Genomic DNA, 20,332 nt, shown 5'->3' with positions numbered 1-20,332 from the left:
ACATGACTCAGCAAAAAGTGTCTATTCAACCGATTGCAGATATGCAGTTTTCAGGATTGCATTGGATTGAGGCATCTGCTGGTACAGGCAAAACCTATACACTTTCCAGTTTGATGGTTCGGATTTTTTTAGAAAAGTATTTACCCAGTCAGGTCATTGCAACGACTTTTACCCGTAAAGCATCTGCCGAACTAAAGAGTCGAATTCGGACGCGACTCGTGGAAACACATCGTTATTTTGAAAGCTGTCGAGATTTAACCGAACAACAAGTTTTAGCTAAAGCACAACAAGAAACGGATCCTTTATTTGCCAAAGTTTTACAGACTTTTGCCACTCAAATTGGTTATGCCTGTGAACGCTTGAAACTGGTCATCGATCAATTAGATGAACTTTTTGTGGGGACTTTAGATAGTTTTAGCCAAAAGTTATTACGTGAATTTGCGTTTGAAAGTGGCAAAATTGAACGTGCTGAAATTACCGATGATGCGAAAAGTTATACCTATCAACTGATTCACGATGTTTTACGGGAATGGATTCAGCACCAACCGCAAAATATTATTGATTATCTACTGCTGAATAAAAAACTAAAGTCCCAAGATAGTTATGTCTCTGTGGTCGAAAATAGTCTGAATTTTGCTTCCGCACAGTTTCAGGCTGTGCCACAACCTGAAATAGATTTAGAACAATTCACAGTAGAAATTAAAAACCTTCAGCAACTGGATTTAACTCAGCTGGAAACGTTATCTGAGTATTATTTAGCTGAAGGGCAATATCATAAAATCCTGGCTAAAAAATGGCGTGATCATGCCAAGATGCAGACACTTTTCACTGACGTTTTGCCTGCTTTCTTATTGGCTTTGCAACAACAAGGTGTCTATGCGTTATTTGCACCACAGTACGCAAATACCATCAAACAACTCACAGAATTAACCACGAAAAAACCATTAAATAAATGTCCTGACGATGTTTTACAGAATTTTGAAAATCATTCCATCATTAATTCTCTCAAGCAGTTTGTTGAGGGGCTACAAAAACTCACTGTGGATTTGGATGTCTTAGACAGCTATTTACAGTTTCATCTTGCCAGTGAAGTGAAGAAACGTTTACCGCAAGTCTTACAGCAAAAAGGTGAAACAACGTTTGCACAGCAAATTAGAACTTTGGCTGAAGCTTTGCAAGGTGAGCAGGGACAGCGCTTTGCCAGTTTTGTACATGCACGTTATCCACTAATTTTGGTCGATGAATTCCAAGACACCAACCAAGATCAGGACGATATGTTGGCGCAAATTTGGCGTCATCCCAAACGCGTGAAAAATGGTTGTATGATTATGGTGGGTGACCGTAAACAGGCGATTTACGGTTTCCGTGGTGGAGATATGCTGACCTTTTTAAAAGCACATCAGGATGTGTTTGGTAAAGAAGGACATGCTTATAATTTGGTGCAAAATCATCGTTCAGTTCAAGCTTTGGTGGAAGCTGTAGATGCCTTATTTCAGCGACAAATTGATTTTGGTGAACAGGTTGTTTATACGCCCGTACAGGCGGGGAGTCGGCCACATCCAGATTTAATAGATCAACAACACATGAATCCTGTGCCACTGCGTTGGTTGCAACTTGAAGATAAAGCGACAGAAGCTGAACAAGTGGCATGGAAAATTAGAGACTTACTCAATCAAGGGATTCAAGGTTCATTATATTTTGCTGAAAAATCAGGAAATCGAGCCGTTGATGAAAATGATATTGCGATTTTATCCAAGAATCATGATGGTTTGGATAAAGCACAATCTATGTTGGAATATTTAGGTATTCGAGTCAGTCGTCCATCGAAAAAAAGTGTCTTTGAAAGTAATGTTGCGAAGGATGTTGGTGCTGTACTGAATGCAATTATGCATCCTTATGATGAAGGTAAAATCAAACGTGCTTTACTCAGTCGCTTGCTCGGATTTAATCTACAAAAGTTGATGCAATTGGAACAACAAGCTGATGGTTTAAGTACTTATATTGAGCAGTTCGACCAGATTCGTGAAATGTGGCTGAATCAAGGCTTTTTAACGGCTTGGCAATTTTGCTTAAATCAGTTTGGTGTATGGAAAACACTGGTTGCCAAGCAAAGTCGTGACAATGAACGTGTGGTGGTGAATTTACGCCATGTCACTGAAGTATTGAGTCAATATAGTGAAGATTATCAAGGTGCGCAGAATTTACTGTATTGGTATTTAAAACAGCTAACCTCACCTATGCAACGAGAATGGGAGTTAGAGCGTAAACTATCGAATCAAGCCGGCGTACAGTTGATGACTATTCATCAATCTAAGGGTTTAGAGTTTAAATTTGTTTTTTTGTTAGGTGCCGATAAAGGCATTAAGGAAATGAATAAGACCTTAAATTTTTCGACATCTGAGAAAATAAATGCGCAAACTGGGCTGATGGAAAAGCAACGTATTGTTGCCGTCAATGCTAAAAATATTTTAGCACAAGCCGATATCGATCAGCATGATGAACGCGCTTTGGCAGAACATCATCGTTTATGGTACGTGGCATTGACCCGTGCCAGTTATCGTGTGTATGCCATGATGCAGGACAATGAAGGTAAATCGACCACGGGCTTAGCGTTTTGGCGTGGTCATGGTGTCAATATATTCCAACATGCCAATAGTGCGGTTGAGCCTTTACTTACAGAAAGACCGATTAAACTCGAAGCTAAAACTTCAGATGAGATGGTACCGATTCAAGCCCATCAATTTCCGCAACAACGTTTTTATCCTCGAGGGAAAACCAGTTTTAGTTATTTGGCACAACATTTAACGCGTCGGCAAATTCAAGATGCTTTAGCGGTTGCCAATGCCGAGATAGAAAGTGCAGAAGATGAGGTGAATCAACCGATCACTCCAGCTTTTTTTGATCAGGTGAGCCAACCGATTGCATGGATCAAAGCCAATTTTCCGATGGGAACCGTTGCGGGAAATTTCTTACATGAAATTTTTGAACATATTGATTTCCAAAATTCGCAATATTGGCATTTAGAAATTCGTCGTCGTTTTAAAAATGATTATGCAACACTATGGAATGAATTGATTGAAAAGTTCCGAAAAGCATTTCCAAGTGAAGAACAGATAGAAGACACTTTACTTGCGTGGGTATCAGAATGGTTACAGCAGGTTTTGGATACACCCGTTCAAGAAAATTTTAAACTTAAGCATTTGACATTAGATCAACATCTTGCAGAATTTCCATTCTATTTGGCTTTATCTGATCACATATTAGCAATGCAACGCATTCATCAACTATTTAATGAATACGGAATTGCTATGCCTGATTTTAAGGAAGCCAATTCGGCTCGTTATTTGAATGGTTCAATCGATTTAGTGTTTTTTGATGGTCAGCAGTATCACATTGCCGATTATAAAAGTAATTTTTTAGGCAATGATCAGCAACATTATAGTGCTGCCGCTATTCAAGAAAGCATGTCACATGCCAGTTATTGGTTGCAGGCTGCACTCTATTTGGTCGCTTTGCATCGTTATTTAAAGGTGCAATTGCTGGATTATCGAATGGAGCGAGACTTAGGTGGTGCAACTTATCTGTATTTGCGCGGTATGAATGGACAGGTGGAGCAAGGCTATTATCACTGGAAACCAAGCGCAGAATTTATACTGAGACTTGACGCAATATTGGGCTATTTTACTGAGGATAAACTCAGCGATATTGCCTGATGAATGATTTTAATGACTGTATAAACAAAAAGTTACCATGTGGATAACTATGTTGAAAACCCTGTATATAACTCTGAGGATAACTGTGTGGAAAATAAACAGTATTTAGAAGATCAGATCCCACAATGGATAGCGACTTGGAGTAAATACATTTTACAGCAGTCATCCACAGGCTTAGATTTAAATGGAAAGTTAAATCAGAGCTCACTTGAGTTGGTTCAAGATATATTGTTTGCGATAACGCGTGGAGATAGTTGTATCCACCGAGAGGGTCGGAATATTCAACCCTTACATCAGCTTGTGATTGATGAGCAGGTTGCAAAAACGCAAGTCGCACCTTTTGTTGTAGATGATCAATACCTATATTTGTATCGCTATTGGAGTTTAGAGCAACGCTTAGCAACGCAAATCATGCGTTTAAAACAACAACAGATACAGGCAATTGATGTACAGCCATTTGAGCATTTATTGCCAGATCAACATCAAAAAAATGCTTTAAATATGGTGGCTGAAAATGCCTTTAATATGATTACCGGTGGTCCAGGTACAGGTAAAACCTACACTTTGGCACGGATTATTGCAGTGTTGAGTCAGGCCATTCCTGATATTCGTATTGCGATGGCGGCACCAACAGGTAAAGCCGCACAACGGATGAAAGAAGCTTTACAGAACTCATTAAGCGATGAAAAATTAAATGCATTAGGCTTAATTTCAGATACTTTAAAACAGCAAGATACTTTAACGATTCACCGACTTTTGGGGTTGGGTACACAATACAAGGTACGTTTTAATCAAAAACAACCTTTGCCTTACGATGTTATCGTCATTGATGAAGCATCGATGTTGGATCTCAATTTGGCAACTTTACTTTTAGAGGCTGTACCAGATCATTGTCGTTTGATTTTATTAGGTGATGCCAATCAATTGGCTTCTGTTGATGTTGGTTCGGTATTGGCGGATTTACAGCAAGCCGAATTACTGAAAGAAAATCGCGTTAATTTAGTAACCAGTCGCCGCTTTAAAGAAGGAGCGCTCATTGGGAAGATGGCTGCATTTATTCAGGCGCAGAAAAATAGTTCAATTCAAAAAAATGAAGTATCTAATTCAATACAGCTATTGAACAATTTTGAACAAAACATTGTTCCTGCCAATGAATTGAAATCGATCCCGTTACATCCAGACATGGCTGATGTGATTCAACTGGAATATTTACCTGAAGTGATTGCGCAGAATGATCTCAGCCATTATTACCAAAAATTAAGTTGCGGTTATCAGGACTACTTTGCCAGTATTCAACAATATTTAAGTCATGCTGAAGCACAAAGTAACATTGCACTGGTTATTCGAGCTTTTGATCATTATCGAATTTTAACCGCTATTCATCATAGCTCTTTTGGATTAGAAGCCTTAAATAGAGCGATGGAACAAGCATTGTTTGAATATTTACCTGCATTAACTAAACAGGGAGATTGGTATGTGGGTCGCCCAGTGATGATGAGTTATAACGACTATCAATTGGGTGTTTCAAATGGTGATATTGGAATTTGTTTTAAACACCGTCAACAACCGAATCAATTTGAAGTGTATTTCCCAAGTTTAGATCAATGGATTCCTGCAACACGGTTACCTAAATCGATTCAAACGGCATTTGTATTAACCATTCACAAATCTCAAGGTTCTGAGTTTACCCATACAGCAGTCGTTCTAGATGCTGCGGCGACCAAGTTACTCAGTCAGGAGCTCATTTATACTGCAATTACCCGAGCGAAGTCGGTGGTGAGTCTTTTGGTTCACCCTGATGCTTTTGCGCAGTCACTGAGTATTGCAACGACTCGACAAAGCGGATTGATTAAAAAAATTAACAAATATCAAGTGCGGTGAAGTAAAAATTAACAATGTTAACGGTGTACGAAAATGCTTACATGAATTCGAGAAATTTGCGCATAGTGCAACTGAGTCATTTTTGAGAAGATGAATCCCATAAAGAACTCAGCAAGGATTGCCGAGTAAAATCGCACAATAATAATGACTTAAAGTCGAGAGACTGCGAACTTACAGGAATGTAAGACATAAAAGAGGAAACTTACAGCCGCTAAGCCTTGTAGTTTTGGGAGAGACTACAGGGCTTTTTTATGTCCTTAGGATTCGGTTGAATTTACATCAGTTACATTTTGTGAGAAATGACTTACATAAAGATACGTGAAATACGACTTTTGCCTTTTTTTGAACATGACATAATCCACTTATAAGGATATGTTGAAGTAAGTACAAGGAATGTCTACATAATAAAAAGTGAACGATTCACTTATAAAAGCAGACAATAAATAAAATAATCATAATTAAAAGATAAGAAACTACAGCGCAATAAAAAGCCCAAGGAGAAATTCTTGGGCTTTTTATTTGAGTTGCTTTGGCATCTAGACCAAATGTGTTTCAGTTGGATGTGTTCCAAAGACTGAGCGGCGTTGTGCTTTGGGAATTTTAGGACAGTGATTGGAAATTTGATATAAAACATTGGCTAAAGCTGGAAGGTGAGTCCCTACCACTGATTTTCCAGTATTTAACAAGGAAACACTGATATCGCGTTCAGGATCAGCCCAACATAGAATATTGGAAAAACCTAAATGACCAAAAGCCTGTCCTGACATTGGGCCAAAAATCCCCACAGGATTGCTCCCCAGCATTGGGCCAAGTGCATAACGCATTGGGGCGAGTAGCGTACGGTCAATGGAGACATTTGAGGTGGGTAAAGTTGCACGGAAAATAGTTTGTGCACTCATAATTCGTTTGCCATTGTACTCACCGCCATTGAGCAACATTTCTAAGAAACGATTGGCTTGCTCAGCACTGGTATAGATATTTCCTGCTGGGCAAACGGTATCCATAAAACGATGATCATTGGTCACATCAACAGCCAATTTTAAACCACCACCGAGTACACGATTTAAATAATGATCTGTACCTAGTTTCGGATGGATGCCAGTTGGGTAGTTTAAAGCGACTTGATCACGGAGTTCTGGCTTTAAACCATAATTGAAATAAGGCAGATCCATGGGCTTTTCAATCTGTTCATGTAAGAACTGGCGAATATCCTGTCCTGTTACACGCTCAATAAGCTCACCGAGAATATAACCTGCTGTGACTGCATGATAGGCAAGATGCGATCCAGCTGCTGAAATGGGTTTTGCTGCATAGAGATGTTTTAAAATTTGATCTTTATCAAATAAAAGTTCAGGTGTAACTTCCATTTCAACTCGAGGGATACCACCACGATGCGAGAGTAAGTGGAAAATCGTGGCATCTTGTTTACCATTTTGAGCATATTCAGGTAAATAATAACTAATGGGATCAAGTAAATTTATTTCCCCCATTTCATTCAATATATGCACCAGTATAGCGGTAATCATTTTGGATGCTGAAAATAGACATACGGGTGTATCTGTATTGCCAATTAGCGCATCTTTAGCAAGTCCTTGCGTAGAGTTTCCCTGTGCATAACCAAGACTGCGATTCAGTAAAATATGTCCCTTACGTCTTAAACAAAAATTAATGAGTGGATAATTTCCAGTTTTATAAAGGCTTTCGATGCTCGCCCAAATTTTTTGTAGTTGTTGTTCGGTCATCCCCCCGAGTTCAGCTGCAACTTCATGTTGCTGATGCATAACAGAACTTAAATCATGAGGCACATAACAGGTATTGGTTGAAAATATTTTCACGGTGTTCTCTTTATATCCTTTGTTTTTATAAACCGTAGTGTGCCTTTACTCAAGATACTTGTCAGTGTCCCAACTGACTTACAAATGATTTAAAGCGGATAACTTTGCAATCTACGGGTAGTTCCTTTAAAATAGATGGCTGCTGTAGTGATGCACGGCAGTCATCTTAGTTTTGAAGAATTAATATGATTTGTATCAAATACTTATATAAGCATCTCGGAGAAATCGAATGGCTTTAACAAACGCAGATCGCGCAGAGATCATGGCTAAATTTGCTCGTGTAGAAAACGACACGGGTTCACCAGAAGTTCAAGTTGCTTTATTGACTGCACAAATCAATGATTTACAAAGTCACTTTAAAGCACACAAACACGATCATCATAGCCGTCGTGGTTTGATTCGTATGGTTAACCAACGTCGTAAGCTTCTTGATTACCTTAAAGGTAAAGACACGACTCGTTATACTGACGTGATTGCTGCTTTAGGTTTACGTCGTTAATTCGATTTAAACTTTTATTTTCGGATGATTGCATGTTCAATGCTGTACTGATGAAAACTAAAGTCTATCTAGCTTTGACTAGATAACTGGAAGGGGCGAATGTTTCGCTCCTTCTTTGTGTTTAAAAATAGTGTATTCATAGATGTTTATTCTCTAGTGAGGTCGGCTTCTAAGCTTTGCCATTTATTCATAAACCTTTAAAATGCCAAAGCTTAGGGGTCTCCACTAGAATAAAATCAGGAAAGAAAAATATATGTCGATGTTTAATATCGTTCGTAAAGAATTCCAATTTGGTCAACACCAAGTTGTTTTAGAAACAGGTCGTGTTGCGCGTCAAGCAAACACTGTAGTCATTACAATGGGCGGTGTAACCGTACTTGTTGCTATCGTTGCTCAACCGAAAGCAAAAGCAGGTCAAGACTTTTTCCCTTTAACGGTTAACTACCAAGAAAAACAATATGCTGCGGGTCGTATTCCGGGTGGTTATGGTAAACGTGAAGGCCGTCAGACTGAATCTGAAACTTTAATTTCACGTCTGATTGACCGTCCAATTCGTCCGTTGTTCCCAGAAGGTTTCTATAACGAAATCCAAGTCACAGCGACTGTTATTTCTTCTGACAAGACTATGGATGCTGACATTGCTGCAATGTTGGGTGCTTCAGCTGCAATGTCAATTGCGGGTGTTCCATTCCGTGGTCCAATCGCAGGTGCACGTGTTGGTTTAATCAACGGCGAATACATTCTTAACCCGAACTATGAACAATTGAAAGAGAGTGATCTTGATCTTGTGGTTGCGGGTACTGAATCTGCAGTACTTATGGTTGAATCTGAAGCGAAAGAACTTTCAGAAGACCAAATGTTAGGCGCTGTATTGTTCGGTCATGACGAAATGCAAATTGCTGTTCAAGCAATTAAAGAATTTGCTGCAGCTGCTGGTGCAGTTGAATCGACTTGGGTTGCTCCAAGCAAAAACGAAGCACTTTTAGGTCAATTAAAAGATGCATTCGAAGCGAAAATTTCTGAAGCATATACGATTGCAGTTAAACAAGACCGTTATGCGGCACTTGATGCACTTTCTGCTGAAGCCGTTGCTCAGTTCGTTCCAGAAAATGATGAAACGGGTATTGCAAATGAAGTTGACGAATTATTCGAAGATTTAAAATACCGTACAGTTCGTGACAACATTTTGTCAGGTAAACCACGTATTGATGGTCGTGACACCAAAACTGTTCGCGCTATTGATGTTCAAGTTGGTGTATTAGGCCGTGCACACGGTTCAGCATTGTTCACACGTGGTGAAACTCAGGCGTTGGTTACAACGACTTTGGGTAATACACGTGATGCATTGATGGTTGATACTTTGTCAGGTACTAAAACTGATAACTTCATGTTGCATTACAATTTCCCTGCATACTCTGTAGGTGAAACAGGTCGTGAATCTGGCCCTAAACGTCGTGAAATTGGTCATGGTCGTTTAGCGCGTCGTGGTGTTCAAGCGGTACTTCCACCGGCTGATCGCTTCCCATACGTGATTCGTATCGTATCTGATATTACTGAATCTAACGGTTCATCTTCAATGGCTTCTGTATGTGGTGCTTCATTATCACTTATGGATGCAGGTGTTCCATTGAAAGCACCAGTTGCAGGTATTGCAATGGGTCTAGTGAAAGAAGGCGAGCGTTTCGCAGTTCTTTCTGACATCTTGGGTGATGAAGACCACTTAGGTGACATGGACTTTAAAGTAGCGGGTTCTGCAAACGGTATTACTGCGCTTCAAATGGATATCAAGATTGAAGGTATCACTGAAGAAATCATGGAAGCTGCATTGAACCAAGCTTATGCTGGTCGTATGCACATCCTCAATGAAATGAATCAAGTGATTTCACGTGCTCGCCCTGAAATTTCGATGCATGCACCGACGTTCCAAGTGATCAACATCAACCCTGACAAGATTCGTGATGTGATTGGTAAAGGTGGCGCGACCATCCGTGCTATTACTGAAGAAACTAAAGCAGCGATTGATATCGAAGATAACGGTACAGTGCGTGTATTTGGTGAAACGAAAGCTGCTGCTGCCGCTGCTGTTGCCAAAATTCAAGCACTGACTGCCGAAATTGAACCAGGTACGATTTACACAGGTAAAGTCATTCGTATCGTTGAATTCGGTGCGTTTGTAAACATCATGCCAGGTACAGATGGTTTACTTCATATTTCTCAAATTTCTAACGAACGTATTGCCAATGTTGCAGACGTATTGAAAGAAGGTCAGGAAATTAAAGTACAGGTTGCCGATGTTGATAACCGTGGCCGTATTAAATTAACCATGAAAGATATCGAACAAGTATAATTGTTTCGAAGTCTAAAAAAGTCCGCTTGATGCGGGCTTTTTTTATGGCATGATGTTGAGCAGGAATACCAACAATAATTGTAAATATGCAGACTTTCTATTTTTTTCAACATCCAGAAGAACCGTTTAGTTGTGTTCAGCAAGTGCCTGTGCAGGATCAAGAACAACAGTTTATCTGGGTTGATTGTGTACGTGAGGATCTTGTCAATCGTACTGAGCAATGGCAGCAAGAGATCCTAAATCAAAGCCAAATATTACTGAATGAATATCATATTAAAGATATTTTAAATTTAGAACATCCATGTACTTTCGATACGATGGATGAATATGATTTACTGATTTTCAGAAAGTTAATTACCCCTGATGATACTGTGTCTAGTGGTGAAAAAGCAGTTGAACGCCACGAAAATTTGTTTGGATTAGCGACATCGCCGATCAGTTTTATTTTTACTTCTCAAGTATTAATTACAATTCGTGAGAAAGGTAATCATGCTGTAGAACATTATCTCGAACGAATTATGCAGACACTGAACAAAGGAATAGATGAGCAAAACCGACCGCGGAAATTACCCTCGACGCCTTTAGATCTGGCTTTAAGATTATTAAATGCCATGATTGATGGCTATTTGGATATACGTAATCCATTGAGTCGACGGGTTGAGTTTTGGCAGCAAGAATTATTACAAGGTAATCGCCGATTTCAGAAATGGCAGCAACTTTTTCAAGAAAATATGACATTTCAACAAATTGAGAATCTGTGTGAAGAACAAATTGATGCACTCCAAGAATTAAGAAATGAAATTGTAGAAAATTATGCACATATTAAAGGTAAAAAACGCACCGAAAGGCAAGATATAATATTGGTTCGCGTGGATGATTTGGTCAGTCATGTGGGGCGTATTCAAAAATATATCATACGATTGGGCAGTGCCATTCAATCTGCCATTGATTTACATTTTTCTGCTGTCGCCAATCAAACCAATGAAAATATGCGAATTTTAGCCATACTGACTGCAGTATTTGCCCCATTGACTCTATTAACAGGGGTTTATGGCATGAATTTTGAGTTTATTCCTGGTTTAAAAAACCCGATTGGTTTTTGGATCATGCTTTTTGTCATGGTTGTTTGTACAGTTCTACTCATGGTTTACTTCTATCGTCGACACTTAGTTGGACGAGGGGAGCGCAGTGTGATCGATATGTTGGCACAGCAACATAAAGATCAGCACGTTAATTTATTTTGGTTCTTAGATTATGAACCGATTAAACAAACCATGAAAGAAGTCGAAAAAATGGCTAAATTCAAATAAATTTTTGACGAGCATCTTTCATCGTGGATGAATGAATCTCCTGTATTTTCATCTAGAAAATTTTGGGGATTCTATTCAAAATCAGTATTGAGGACTGTCTTGTTCTGCCTTTTTTAACAATAAATAAATCTCATCTTTATACTTTAACTTTTTGCGTTTTAGTATTTCGATATCATCATTAATGACATGGACAGGATTTAGTTCTAAATGGGTAATTCTTTTATCGAGCACGTCATGCTCTTCTAGAATTTTTGCAAAATGCGGGTTTTCTTGTTTCAGAATAGTCATTAATTCAGTATATTCTGGAAACATAGTTTTAATCTTTTTGTTCATGACCTTAATATTCATATCTTTTCGACACCTTTGACAATGTTGAGGTTGAATAGAAAGTGATCATAATGACAGGTAAGTGATTTACCTGTCAGCTCATTTAACAAAAAGTTTCGAATTAATTTGATTGATGCTGAATATGTCGCACTTGTTTGCGTAATTGCTGAACTTCATCAATTAAATCCATCATCATGGCGACTGCTGCAAGACTGGCTTCAAAGTCACGTTGTAATCGATACGCTCTACGAGCACGAGCAATGTCATCACCAAAAAATTGATGAATTCGCTCCTCTGGTCGTGCGGGTAAAATCTCATACTCCAGGAGTTGTAAGACCCAGTCAGGGCTTTGACCACATGCTTGGGCAAAATTTTTAAGGTCAAAACTGTTGTTTTCATCAACAATTTCAACTTCATGATATCCATTACAAATAATTTCACGATACTGAATAGTGGTCATAAGAATGCTCCCTTAAGATGTACGAGGATTAAAGTCCGTAAAGCTATCTGCAAAATTTTGATAAGCTTGTTGTTCTGCTTCAGAGTGTGCACTTGGAAATACAATATTAAGGACTAAGTAAAGATGCCCAGGCGTTTTATTGGGAATACCTTTATCTTTTAAGCGAAGTTGTTGTCCATTTTTTGCATTTTTAGGAATGGTGACTTTGATTTTACCTGCGGGTGTCTCTACTTTAATACTTTGACCTAAAGCAGCTTCCCATGGGGCAATATTGAGCGTGAAGTAAACATCAGCGCCTTCGACTCGAATCTTGTCGGTATCTCTATAGCGAATTTCAATATACAGATCACCATTTTCGCCGCCATTAATTCCTGCTTGACCTTGTTTAGCTAGGCGAATTTGTTGACCTTCTTTCATGCCTTTTGGAATTTTGACCTGTAAGGTTTTACGTTGAACTTCAGGTTCTCCATAAGCATTGTAACTTGGAATTTGTAGGGTAATATTTTGGGTTGAACCCTCATAGGCGATTGCAGCATCAACTTCTATACTGGCATGTTGATCTTCACCTCTATAGCTGCGTTGTTGTCCTGAACCTCTTTGTCCGAAATCTTGTTGGTGTCCTCCGCCAAAACCTCCGCCAAAGCGACCAAATAAGTCTTCAAAGCCACTAAAATCGGAACTATGCTCTTGTCCAGAACTATGCCGATAATACTTAGCATCATCAAATCCGCCGTGTCCTGCTTGTTGTCCAAAGCCAGAAAATCCTTGAGGATGGTCTAATTCAAAATCATATTCTTTTTTCTTTTCAGCATTACTTAATGTGTCATAAGCAACATTAATGGCTTGCATGCGTTCTTCTGCATCAGCTTCTTTACTAATATCCGGATGATATTTTCGCGCTAATTTACGATAGGCTTTTTTAATTTCTGCAGCAGTTGCAGCACGGGTCAATCCCAGTTCTTCGTAGTAATTTTTGGTCATATTGACAATCATTATGTATATTGATTTACCTCATTATTATTCTAGTTTTGTTGGGATGAATAGTACTTCTTGGTGTTGTTTTTGTTTCAAATCCAAATTTACAAATTCCACTTTATTTATACTTTTATTTTACGCATTAATTCCAGTACAACATTGAGCTATACATTTTGCTCAATGAGTAACTCCGTCTAAGGTCATGATCATTGTTAATAATGCGGATAATCAGAATATTTGTAAGGTTATTTACATGAGGTACTTTTAAATGGGCAATAAAAAAAGAGTGAAATTAGCTTCACTCTTTTAGGGAATAATACAATATTTTTTAAAAGTTAGTGATGAGTTAACTTAAATGGCTGCCAAATAGGCTTAAGGCTTGTTCGGCAGTGAAGCTATATCGTGTATTGCAGAATTGACAATCCATGGTAATCGGATTCTGTACTTCCAATGTTTCAAGAACGGCATCTATCCCAATTTGCTGTAAGGCAGTGGCACATTTATCTTTAGAGCAAGTACATGCAAATTGTAGTTTTTCAATCTCAGGTAAGCGTACTTCTTCTTCATTATATAAACGGTAAAGAATTTCTTGAGCATCTAATTGAATTAACTCATCTGCTTTTAAGGTTTCCGTGAGTACGGTTAAACGTGGCCAAATATCTTCATCAATTCTTTGCTGTTCTTCTTCATTATTACGCGGTAATAATTGAATGAGTAAACCTCCAGCAGATTGTGCCGTACTGGCGAGTGCAATCCGTGTAGGAATTTGCGCTGATAAATCATAATATTGCATTAAACAACCCGCCAGTGTCGGTTTGTCTAAAGCCACAATACCTTGATAACGTTCACCAAAATCAGGTTCAATATTGATAAATAGTACAGGTTTGAGTAAAGCAGATAATACCGTTTGACTGCTCTCTGCTGTCGCAAAACGGGGGTCTTCTTCATAATCTGCAAGTGCACGAACTTCACCTAAGTGATTACACTCGGCCATTGCCCATTTAAATGTACCTTGAGCTTGAATTTGTAAGCTGATACGTCCTTGAATCTTTAAAGTACTGGCAAGTAAGGCGGTTGCACTGAGCATTTCACCTAATAACACTTGCACTGCCGGGGCATAGCTTCTTTGCGCAAGAATCGTTTGCAATGCTTGTTCTAAGTGCACGACTTCACCACGCACAGGACTCTCTTCAATATAAAAACGTTGACGTAAATCAGACATAAAAATTCTCCAAATCCTTATATAGATGGTGGCTAAATCAAAAAACACAAGCGAGAGTGATTATAAATCATGGCTTAATTTTCTTTATCGCGTGTGACATTTATGCGGTTTGGGTTATGTTTCTGCATGCTAGAGCGCTCACAAGCTTCATCACTTGTCGATGAGGGATCAACTTCTGTTGACGTATTGCTCTGATCAGACGCTTGTGCATCACTTTCAAATAAATGTTCGAGTTCACCTAAGAAGTTACGATAACTTTCAAACACTTTTTGTTCGTCTGTGTAGATACGTTGTTGCTTTGCGAGTAATTGTTCATCGTAATCACGAAATAACTCAATGCTATGCTGTGCTTTATCTTGATCAACCCCCAATTCACAGAGGGTCTGATAGGCCATTCCGAGTGATGATAAGTATGTTTCACGCCAAATATGTTGGATACCTAAATCCCTTAATAAGTGCATATGATAGCGATCACGGGCACGAACCAATACACTGAGGTTGGGATAATTGAGTCGTATATGCCGTGCCACATTCATCGATGCTTCTACATCATCAATTGCAAGGACAAACACTTGAGCTGTTTCAATACCTGCCGATCTGAGCAAGTCTGGATGCGTTACATCGCCATAATACAGTGTGCCACCATAGCGGCGAACGAAATCAATGCGTTGTAAGTTGTTATCAATTGCCGTAAAAGGGAAGTGTTGCAGATGTGCTAAGCGCGCAATAATTTGCCCAAATCGGCCAAAGCCAGCAATAATTAAAGCTGGATGTTGATCTGGAATTTCATCGTATTCAGGTTCTATATTTTTATTGAAGAGTGGAACAATCCACCTTGAGACCAGCCAAAATAGAATGGGCGTAAGTACCATGGATAATGTCACAATCAGGGTAATCGGCTCTAAAATTGCGGCAGTAACGACTTTTTCACTTTTTGCGACGTTTAATACCACAAAGGCAAATTCACCACCCTGTGCAAGACAGGTCGCAATGAGTAAGCTATTGCTCCAACTGTATTTTTTAAAACGTGCAATTGCTAGCATCGTGCAGGTTTTAAGCAACATTAAAAGTAATGCACCACCGATAATCATGACTGGCATATCGGCAAGCAAAGACAGTTGCATACTCATGCCGACGGTCATGAAGAATAGACCCAGTAGTAAGCCTTTAAAAGGCGCAATACTCGCTTCGAGTTCATGTCGGAATTCTGAGTCGGCAAGTAATACGCCGGTTAAAAATGCCCCGAGTGTCGTACTGATACCGAGTGTATCCATGAGTAGAACGACACCCAAAACAATAAATAAGCCAACGGCAGTAAGAAGTTCCGTTGCACCACTTTTAGCAATAAATCGGAAGAAAGGGCGCATCACATAGCGACTAAATAAGAATAAGCCTGTGAATGTTGCAATAATGGCTGCAAAATAGGCAATACCATGGTGGGTAGATGATCCACCGGCTAATACAGGAATGACTGCAATTAATGGAACGGCAGCAATATCTTGAAAAAGTAAAATCGAAAAGGATTGTTGACCATGTGTGGTATTGAGTTGTTGTTTTTCATTCAGAAGTTGCAAGACAAATGCCGTGGATGAAAGTGCCAATGCAAAACCGATGACGAAGCTTGCAGATAAAGATTGCTGTAACAGCAGGAAAACCGTGCCCATCAGCACCACGCCCGTGGTGATGACCTGTAAACTGCCCAGCACAAAAATGGATTGACGCAGTTCCCAAAGTCGCTGTGGTCGCAGTTCAAGCCCAATGAGAAACATCAGTAGAATTACCCCAAATTCAGCTAAATGCATCATGTCAGTCGGATTACTGGCAATATTGAGCATATTGGGACCGAGTAACATTCCCGTAAACAGATAACCTAAAACCGTTGCAATTCCCAACTTTTTACCGAGGGGAACGAAGAGTAATGCTGCCCCTAAAATAATCGTCATTTCCAGTAATAGTGACATTCACTCGTCCTAAGTTATTGCATCTGTTCTCGTAAAATTGTAGCGTGAAATTTACAAACTCTACGCATTAATTAGGTTGCATGGAGCATTTTATTTATTTCAGGCACATCATATGACCTCATTGTAAGGATTAGCCTACCCAATAATTCGGGTGTCAGCAGTAAGTCGTAAGCAGCACAAGCTTTATGCTGCTTGAGCAGGCTAATTTAATTCTTGAGGGTCAACATCGATGGTAAGCTTCATCGAGGACGGTTTATTCTGCAATAGCTGTTGCCACCAATGCCGAATATAGAAATGCATTTTGGCACGATCTTGTGAAAGTAAGGCAACATGGGCTTGATAACGTCCAGCTTTGCGCTCCATCGGTGCAGGAATAGGCCCCCAAATATCAATGAGATTGGCTTCAGTATTTTGTCGGAGTTGTTGTGTCATTTCACTGAGGAACTTTTGATTTTCATCCTGACTACGCGATTCACAACGAATTAATACCGCATAACGGCAAGGTGGAAGTAACGCCAGTTGACGATCTGCTAAGGTTTGCTTGGCAAAAGTTTGGTAATCCTGCTGCATGATAATTTCGAACATCGGATGATCGGGTCGCAGCGTTTGTAGATAAACATCGCCTTTTTTCTCACCACGTCCAGAGCGACCAGCCACTTGAATAATAAGCTGCGCCGTGCGTTCGGGTGCACGGAAATCAACACTCAATAAACCCCCATCAATATCCAATATGGCCACCAAAGTCACATAAGGAAAGTGATGTCCTTTGGCTAGCATTTGCGTACCTAATAGAATCGTGGGTTGGCTTTTTTGGATTTGATCATAAATTTTCTGCCAACTCCCGACACGACTGGTCGAGTCGCGATCGACTCGCAGCACTGGGAAATCTGGAAAGAGCTCATTTAAACTTTCTTCAACTTTGGCGGTGCCCATACCAATTGGTTTCAAGGTCTGTTGGTTACATTGAGGACAGGAATCGGGCAAACGATTAATCGTGCCACAATGATGACAATGCAAATGTGAATATGGCTTCATGTGTAAGGTGAAATGTGCATCACAATGTGGACAGTTGGCTTGCCATGCACAACTTTCACAAATTAAAACAGGTGCATAGCCCCGTCGATTTAAGAAAATTAACACTTGTTCTTTTTTATCTAAGCGCTTTTTAATTTCATCAATCAATTGGGTACTCATTCCCTGTTTTTTTTGTGCTATTTTCAAATCAATTAAATGCATTTTTGGCATGACCGCAGCACCAGCACGTTGATTTAATTCGAGTCGCGTTAATTTATCTTGTTGCGCTAAATAGTAGCATTCAATACTGGGGGTGGCTGATCCTAAAATAATCGGGCAGTTTTCTAAATGGGCACGATATAAAGCAACATCACGGGCATGGTAACGAAAGCCTTCTTGTTGTTTAAATGACAGATCATGCTCTTCATCTAAAATAATTAATCCAAGATTGGGGAGTGGTGTATAAATCGCTGAACGCGTACCTAGAATAATCGAGGCTTTTCCTGTTTGTGCCGATTGCCATGCTTGCAGGCGTTTGGTGTCATTCAGGCCTGAATGTAGCAGCACAATATTACAGTGGAAGCGAGATTGAAAACGGCTGATAGTTTGCGGTGTTAGGCCAATTTCAGGCACTAAAACCAGCACTTGTTTACCTTGTTTTAAAACCTCCTGCATGACTTGCAAATACACTTCAGTTTTACCACTTCCCGTTAAACCATCCAATAAAAAAGCCTGATATTTGTTTTGCGCTTTTAAAATCGTTTGAATTGCTTTTTTTTGCTCATCATTGGCTGTTAGCGGCATTTGAGCCAACTGTACGGGTTCAGGTGTGAAGTTTTGTTGCTCTAATTCGCAGCGGATAATCCCTTTTTTTTCAATTGCTTTTAGCGTTGCTGTTTCAATGCCGCTTAAATTTAGAATATTTTCCTGCGTTCCTTGAGGATGTAGTTTTAAAATTTTATAGGCCGCTTGTTGTTTCTCCGAACGTTTCACTTTGTCTTCTGCGGCTAAATCTAAAACTTTCCAATTTCGTGCTAACAAATTATAAGGTTTACCTTGCCGTAAGAAGGTCGGTAATGCAGTGTGTATGACTTCACCAATTGGAAATTGATAATACTGCGCAGACCATGTCAATAAACTTAAAACTTTATTATTTATGATGGCTGTTTCATCAAGTAGTTCGGTAATAAATTTAAGTTGAAAGCGTGGGTCAATAGGCGCATCAGGGGCTAGTTTTTCAATGATGACCCCTGTGATATTTTGTCGACCAAAGGAGACCGCCACACGAGCGCCAACTTCAGCTTGTTGATATTGCTCAGCACTGAGTTTGTAGTCGAAACAATCGTACAGATACACAGGCACGGCAACCCGTATACGGTAAATAGCGAGGCTTGAATCTGTAGGTTTCGGCATATGCAATTATCAGTTACTCAAAGATGAAATAGTATCGTGTACGGTTTGGGCTTATGTTAGAGTGTGATCGTCATTTATAGACATGAATATGAATGATTTTTAGGGTCGGACGCAACTGCTTAGACTAAAAATTTAGGAAAACTAGAGCATTATAATGCCTGCATATCAATTTATTGCCATTGATGCTTCTGGGAAGCAGCAAAAAGGCGTGCTAGAAGGAGATTCAGCACGCCAGATTCGACAACAACTACGCGACAAAGAGTGGATTCCTGTTGCAGTAGATGCTGTGGAGCAAAAAGATAAAAATAAAACATCGGCTTGGTTTCAAAAGAAATTTTCAGCTTATGATTTAGCTTTAATGACTCGCCAGCTTGCGGTATTGGTCGCTGCGTCAATTCCTTTGGAAGAAGCCTTGCGTGCTGTGGCCAAGCAAAGCGAAAAAACGCATGTGCAAAATTTATTATTGTCTGTGCGTTCGAAAGTTTTGGAAGGTCATTCACTGGCGCAAGCAATGCAACAAATTGGCCGCTTTCCAGATTTATATATTGCAACGATTGCCGCTGGAGAGCGCTCAGGACATTTGGATTTAATTTTAGATCAATTGGCCGATTACACTGAAAACCGTTTTGCGATGCAAAAGAAAGTTCAGGGTGCCATGATTTATCCCATAATATTAATGCTGATGTCGTTTGGCATTGTTATGGGATTGATGACGTATGTCGTGCCAGACATTGTTAAAACCTTTGATCAAAGCAAACAAGCCTTGCCATGGATTACCATGGCACTGATGAAAGCCAGTGAGATTATTCGTACCGCTTGGCCCTTTATGATTGTGGCGACCATAGTCGGAATGTTCTTATTGGTACGTTTCCTCAGAACATCAGCAGGTCATTATGCTTTTGATCGCTTAACACTCAAATTGCCATTATTTGGTAAATTATCCCGTGGTATAAATGCCGCACGCTTTGCCAGTACCTTATCTATTTTGACCCAATCGGGTGTACCGCTTGTCGATGCTTTAAAAATAGGGGCAGCGGTCAGTAGTAATTGGGTAATTCGAGATGCAGTGAATCTGGCTGCAGAGAAAGTAACTGAAGGTGGAAACTTGGCAACTCAACTGGAGCGTTGTGGTTATTTCCCACCGATGATGGTACAAATGATTAAAAGTGGTGAAGCATCAGGTGAACTAGATCGTATGTTAGAACGTGCTTCTAATATGCAAGATCGTGAAGTAACGACATTCATTTCAACGCTATTGGCACTGCTTGAGCCATTAATGTTAGTTTTTATGGCGGGTATTGTACTGGTGATTGTTATTGCGGTGATGTTGCCCATTGTGAATATGAACAATATGATTTAAGTCAAATCATCACGA

General features: G+C 39.6%; 13 protein-coding genes. 6 read left to right on the top strand and 7 right to left on the bottom strand.

The window, feature by feature from the left end; translation table 11 throughout:
* Positions 1–2: 2 nt before the first annotated feature.
* The gene (locus B9T28_RS02630; protein ID WP_086202389.1) at positions 3–3,713 is read left to right on the top strand and encodes a UvrD-helicase domain-containing protein; all 3,711 of its coding nucleotides are present in this window, start codon (positions 3–5) and stop codon (positions 3,711–3,713) included.
* Between the two features lie 87 nt (positions 3,714–3,800).
* A complete protein-coding gene (recD, locus tag B9T28_RS02625) occupies positions 3,801–5,594 on the top strand; it encodes an exodeoxyribonuclease V subunit alpha (RefSeq protein WP_213032960.1) in 1,794 nt (597 codons plus the stop codon).
* A gap of 536 nt (positions 5,595–6,130) precedes the next feature.
* On the opposite strand, the gene B9T28_RS02620 is transcribed toward recD, so the two are convergent.
* Complete coding sequence (locus B9T28_RS02620; RefSeq protein ID WP_086202387.1) at positions 6,131–7,429, bottom strand: serine hydrolase domain-containing protein; 1,299 nt, start codon at positions 7,427–7,429, stop codon at positions 6,131–6,133.
* Between the two features lie 229 nt (positions 7,430–7,658).
* Here B9T28_RS02620 and rpsO point away from each other — a divergent pair, with 229 nt between their 5' ends.
* From rpsO to B9T28_RS02605, 3 genes are all read left to right on the top strand, one after another.
* A complete protein-coding gene (gene rpsO, locus B9T28_RS02615; RefSeq protein WP_086202386.1) occupies positions 7,659–7,928 on the top strand; it encodes a 30S ribosomal protein S15 in 270 nt (89 codons plus the stop codon).
* Between the two features lie 259 nt (positions 7,929–8,187).
* Positions 8,188–10,275 carry a polyribonucleotide nucleotidyltransferase gene (pnp, locus tag B9T28_RS02610; RefSeq protein ID WP_171263445.1) on the top strand — a complete coding sequence of 696 codons (2,088 nt, stop codon included), beginning with the start codon at positions 8,188–8,190 and terminating at the stop codon, positions 10,273–10,275.
* An 86-nt stretch (positions 10,276–10,361) separates the two neighbouring features.
* Positions 10,362–11,585, top strand: a complete 1,224-nt coding sequence (locus B9T28_RS02605) for a magnesium transporter CorA family protein (RefSeq protein WP_086202384.1) — start codon at positions 10,362–10,364, stop codon at positions 11,583–11,585.
* Positions 11,586–11,666: 81 nt separating this feature from the next.
* On the opposite strand, the gene B9T28_RS02600 is transcribed toward B9T28_RS02605, so the two are convergent.
* The 6 genes from B9T28_RS02600 to B9T28_RS02575 form a co-directional block, all read right to left on the bottom strand.
* Complete coding sequence (locus B9T28_RS02600; RefSeq protein WP_086202383.1) at positions 11,667–11,933, bottom strand: HP1242/YdcH family protein; 267 nt, start codon at positions 11,931–11,933, stop codon at positions 11,667–11,669.
* A gap of 100 nt (positions 11,934–12,033) precedes the next feature.
* Entirely contained in the window at positions 12,034–12,372 is a 339-nt protein-coding gene (locus tag B9T28_RS02595) for a chaperone modulator CbpM (RefSeq protein WP_086202382.1), read from the bottom strand.
* Positions 12,373–12,384: 12 nt separating this feature from the next.
* Positions 12,385–13,353 carry a DnaJ C-terminal domain-containing protein gene (locus B9T28_RS02590; protein WP_086202563.1) on the bottom strand — a complete coding sequence of 323 codons (969 nt, stop codon included), beginning with the start codon at positions 13,351–13,353 and terminating at the stop codon, positions 12,385–12,387.
* Between the two features lie 340 nt (positions 13,354–13,693).
* A complete protein-coding gene (hslO, locus tag B9T28_RS02585) occupies positions 13,694–14,569 on the bottom strand; it encodes an Hsp33 family molecular chaperone HslO (protein ID WP_086202381.1) in 876 nt (291 codons plus the stop codon).
* Positions 14,570–14,643: 74 nt separating this feature from the next.
* Positions 14,644–16,530, bottom strand: coding sequence for a monovalent cation:proton antiporter-2 (CPA2) family protein (locus tag B9T28_RS02580; RefSeq protein ID WP_086202380.1), 1,887 nt, complete (start codon positions 16,528–16,530; stop codon positions 14,644–14,646).
* Between the two features lie 201 nt (positions 16,531–16,731).
* A complete protein-coding gene (locus B9T28_RS02575) occupies positions 16,732–18,957 on the bottom strand; it encodes a primosomal protein N' (RefSeq protein ID WP_086202379.1) in 2,226 nt (741 codons plus the stop codon).
* A gap of 154 nt (positions 18,958–19,111) precedes the next feature.
* On the opposite strand from B9T28_RS02575, the gene gspF reads away from it, so the two are divergent.
* Positions 19,112–20,317, top strand: coding sequence for a type II secretion system inner membrane protein GspF (gene gspF, locus B9T28_RS02570; RefSeq protein ID WP_086202378.1), 1,206 nt, complete (start codon positions 19,112–19,114; stop codon positions 20,315–20,317).
* Positions 20,318–20,332: the final 15 nt, after the last annotated feature.

It is taken from the genome of Acinetobacter silvestris, from assembly GCF_002135235.1.
GTDB classification, from domain to species: domain Bacteria; phylum Pseudomonadota; class Gammaproteobacteria; order Pseudomonadales; family Moraxellaceae; genus Acinetobacter; species Acinetobacter silvestris.
This window is presented reverse-complemented; position numbering and strand designations above follow the sequence as displayed.

Excerpts from the sequence above, each read along its gene's own strand:
- B9T28_RS02590 (WP_086202563.1), bottom strand. The coding sequence starts at position 13,353 with ATGACCAAAAATTACTACGAAGAACTGGGATTGACCCGTGCTGCAACT.
- hslO (WP_086202381.1), bottom strand. The coding sequence starts at position 14,569 with ATGTCTGATTTACGTCAACGTTTTTATATTGAAGAGAGTCCTGTGCGT.
- B9T28_RS02575 (WP_086202379.1), bottom strand. The coding sequence starts at position 18,957 with ATGCCGAAACCTACAGATTCAAGCCTCGCTATTTACCGTATACGGGTT.
- rpsO (WP_086202386.1), top strand. The coding sequence starts at position 7,659 with ATGGCTTTAACAAACGCAGATCGCGCAGAGATCATGGCTAAATTTGCT.
- pnp (WP_171263445.1), top strand. The coding sequence starts at position 8,188 with ATGTTTAATATCGTTCGTAAAGAATTCCAATTTGGTCAACACCAAGTT.
- B9T28_RS02605 (WP_086202384.1), top strand. The coding sequence starts at position 10,362 with ATGCAGACTTTCTATTTTTTTCAACATCCAGAAGAACCGTTTAGTTGT.
- B9T28_RS02630 (WP_086202389.1), top strand. The coding sequence starts at position 3 with ATGACTCAGCAAAAAGTGTCTATTCAACCGATTGCAGATATGCAGTTT.
- B9T28_RS02595 (WP_086202382.1), bottom strand. The coding sequence starts at position 12,372 with ATGACCACTATTCAGTATCGTGAAATTATTTGTAATGGATATCATGAA.
- B9T28_RS02600 (WP_086202383.1), bottom strand. The coding sequence starts at position 11,933 with ATGAATATTAAGGTCATGAACAAAAAGATTAAAACTATGTTTCCAGAA.
- gspF (WP_086202378.1), top strand. The coding sequence starts at position 19,112 with ATGCCTGCATATCAATTTATTGCCATTGATGCTTCTGGGAAGCAGCAA.
- B9T28_RS02580 (WP_086202380.1), bottom strand. The coding sequence starts at position 16,530 with ATGTCACTATTACTGGAAATGACGATTATTTTAGGGGCAGCATTACTC.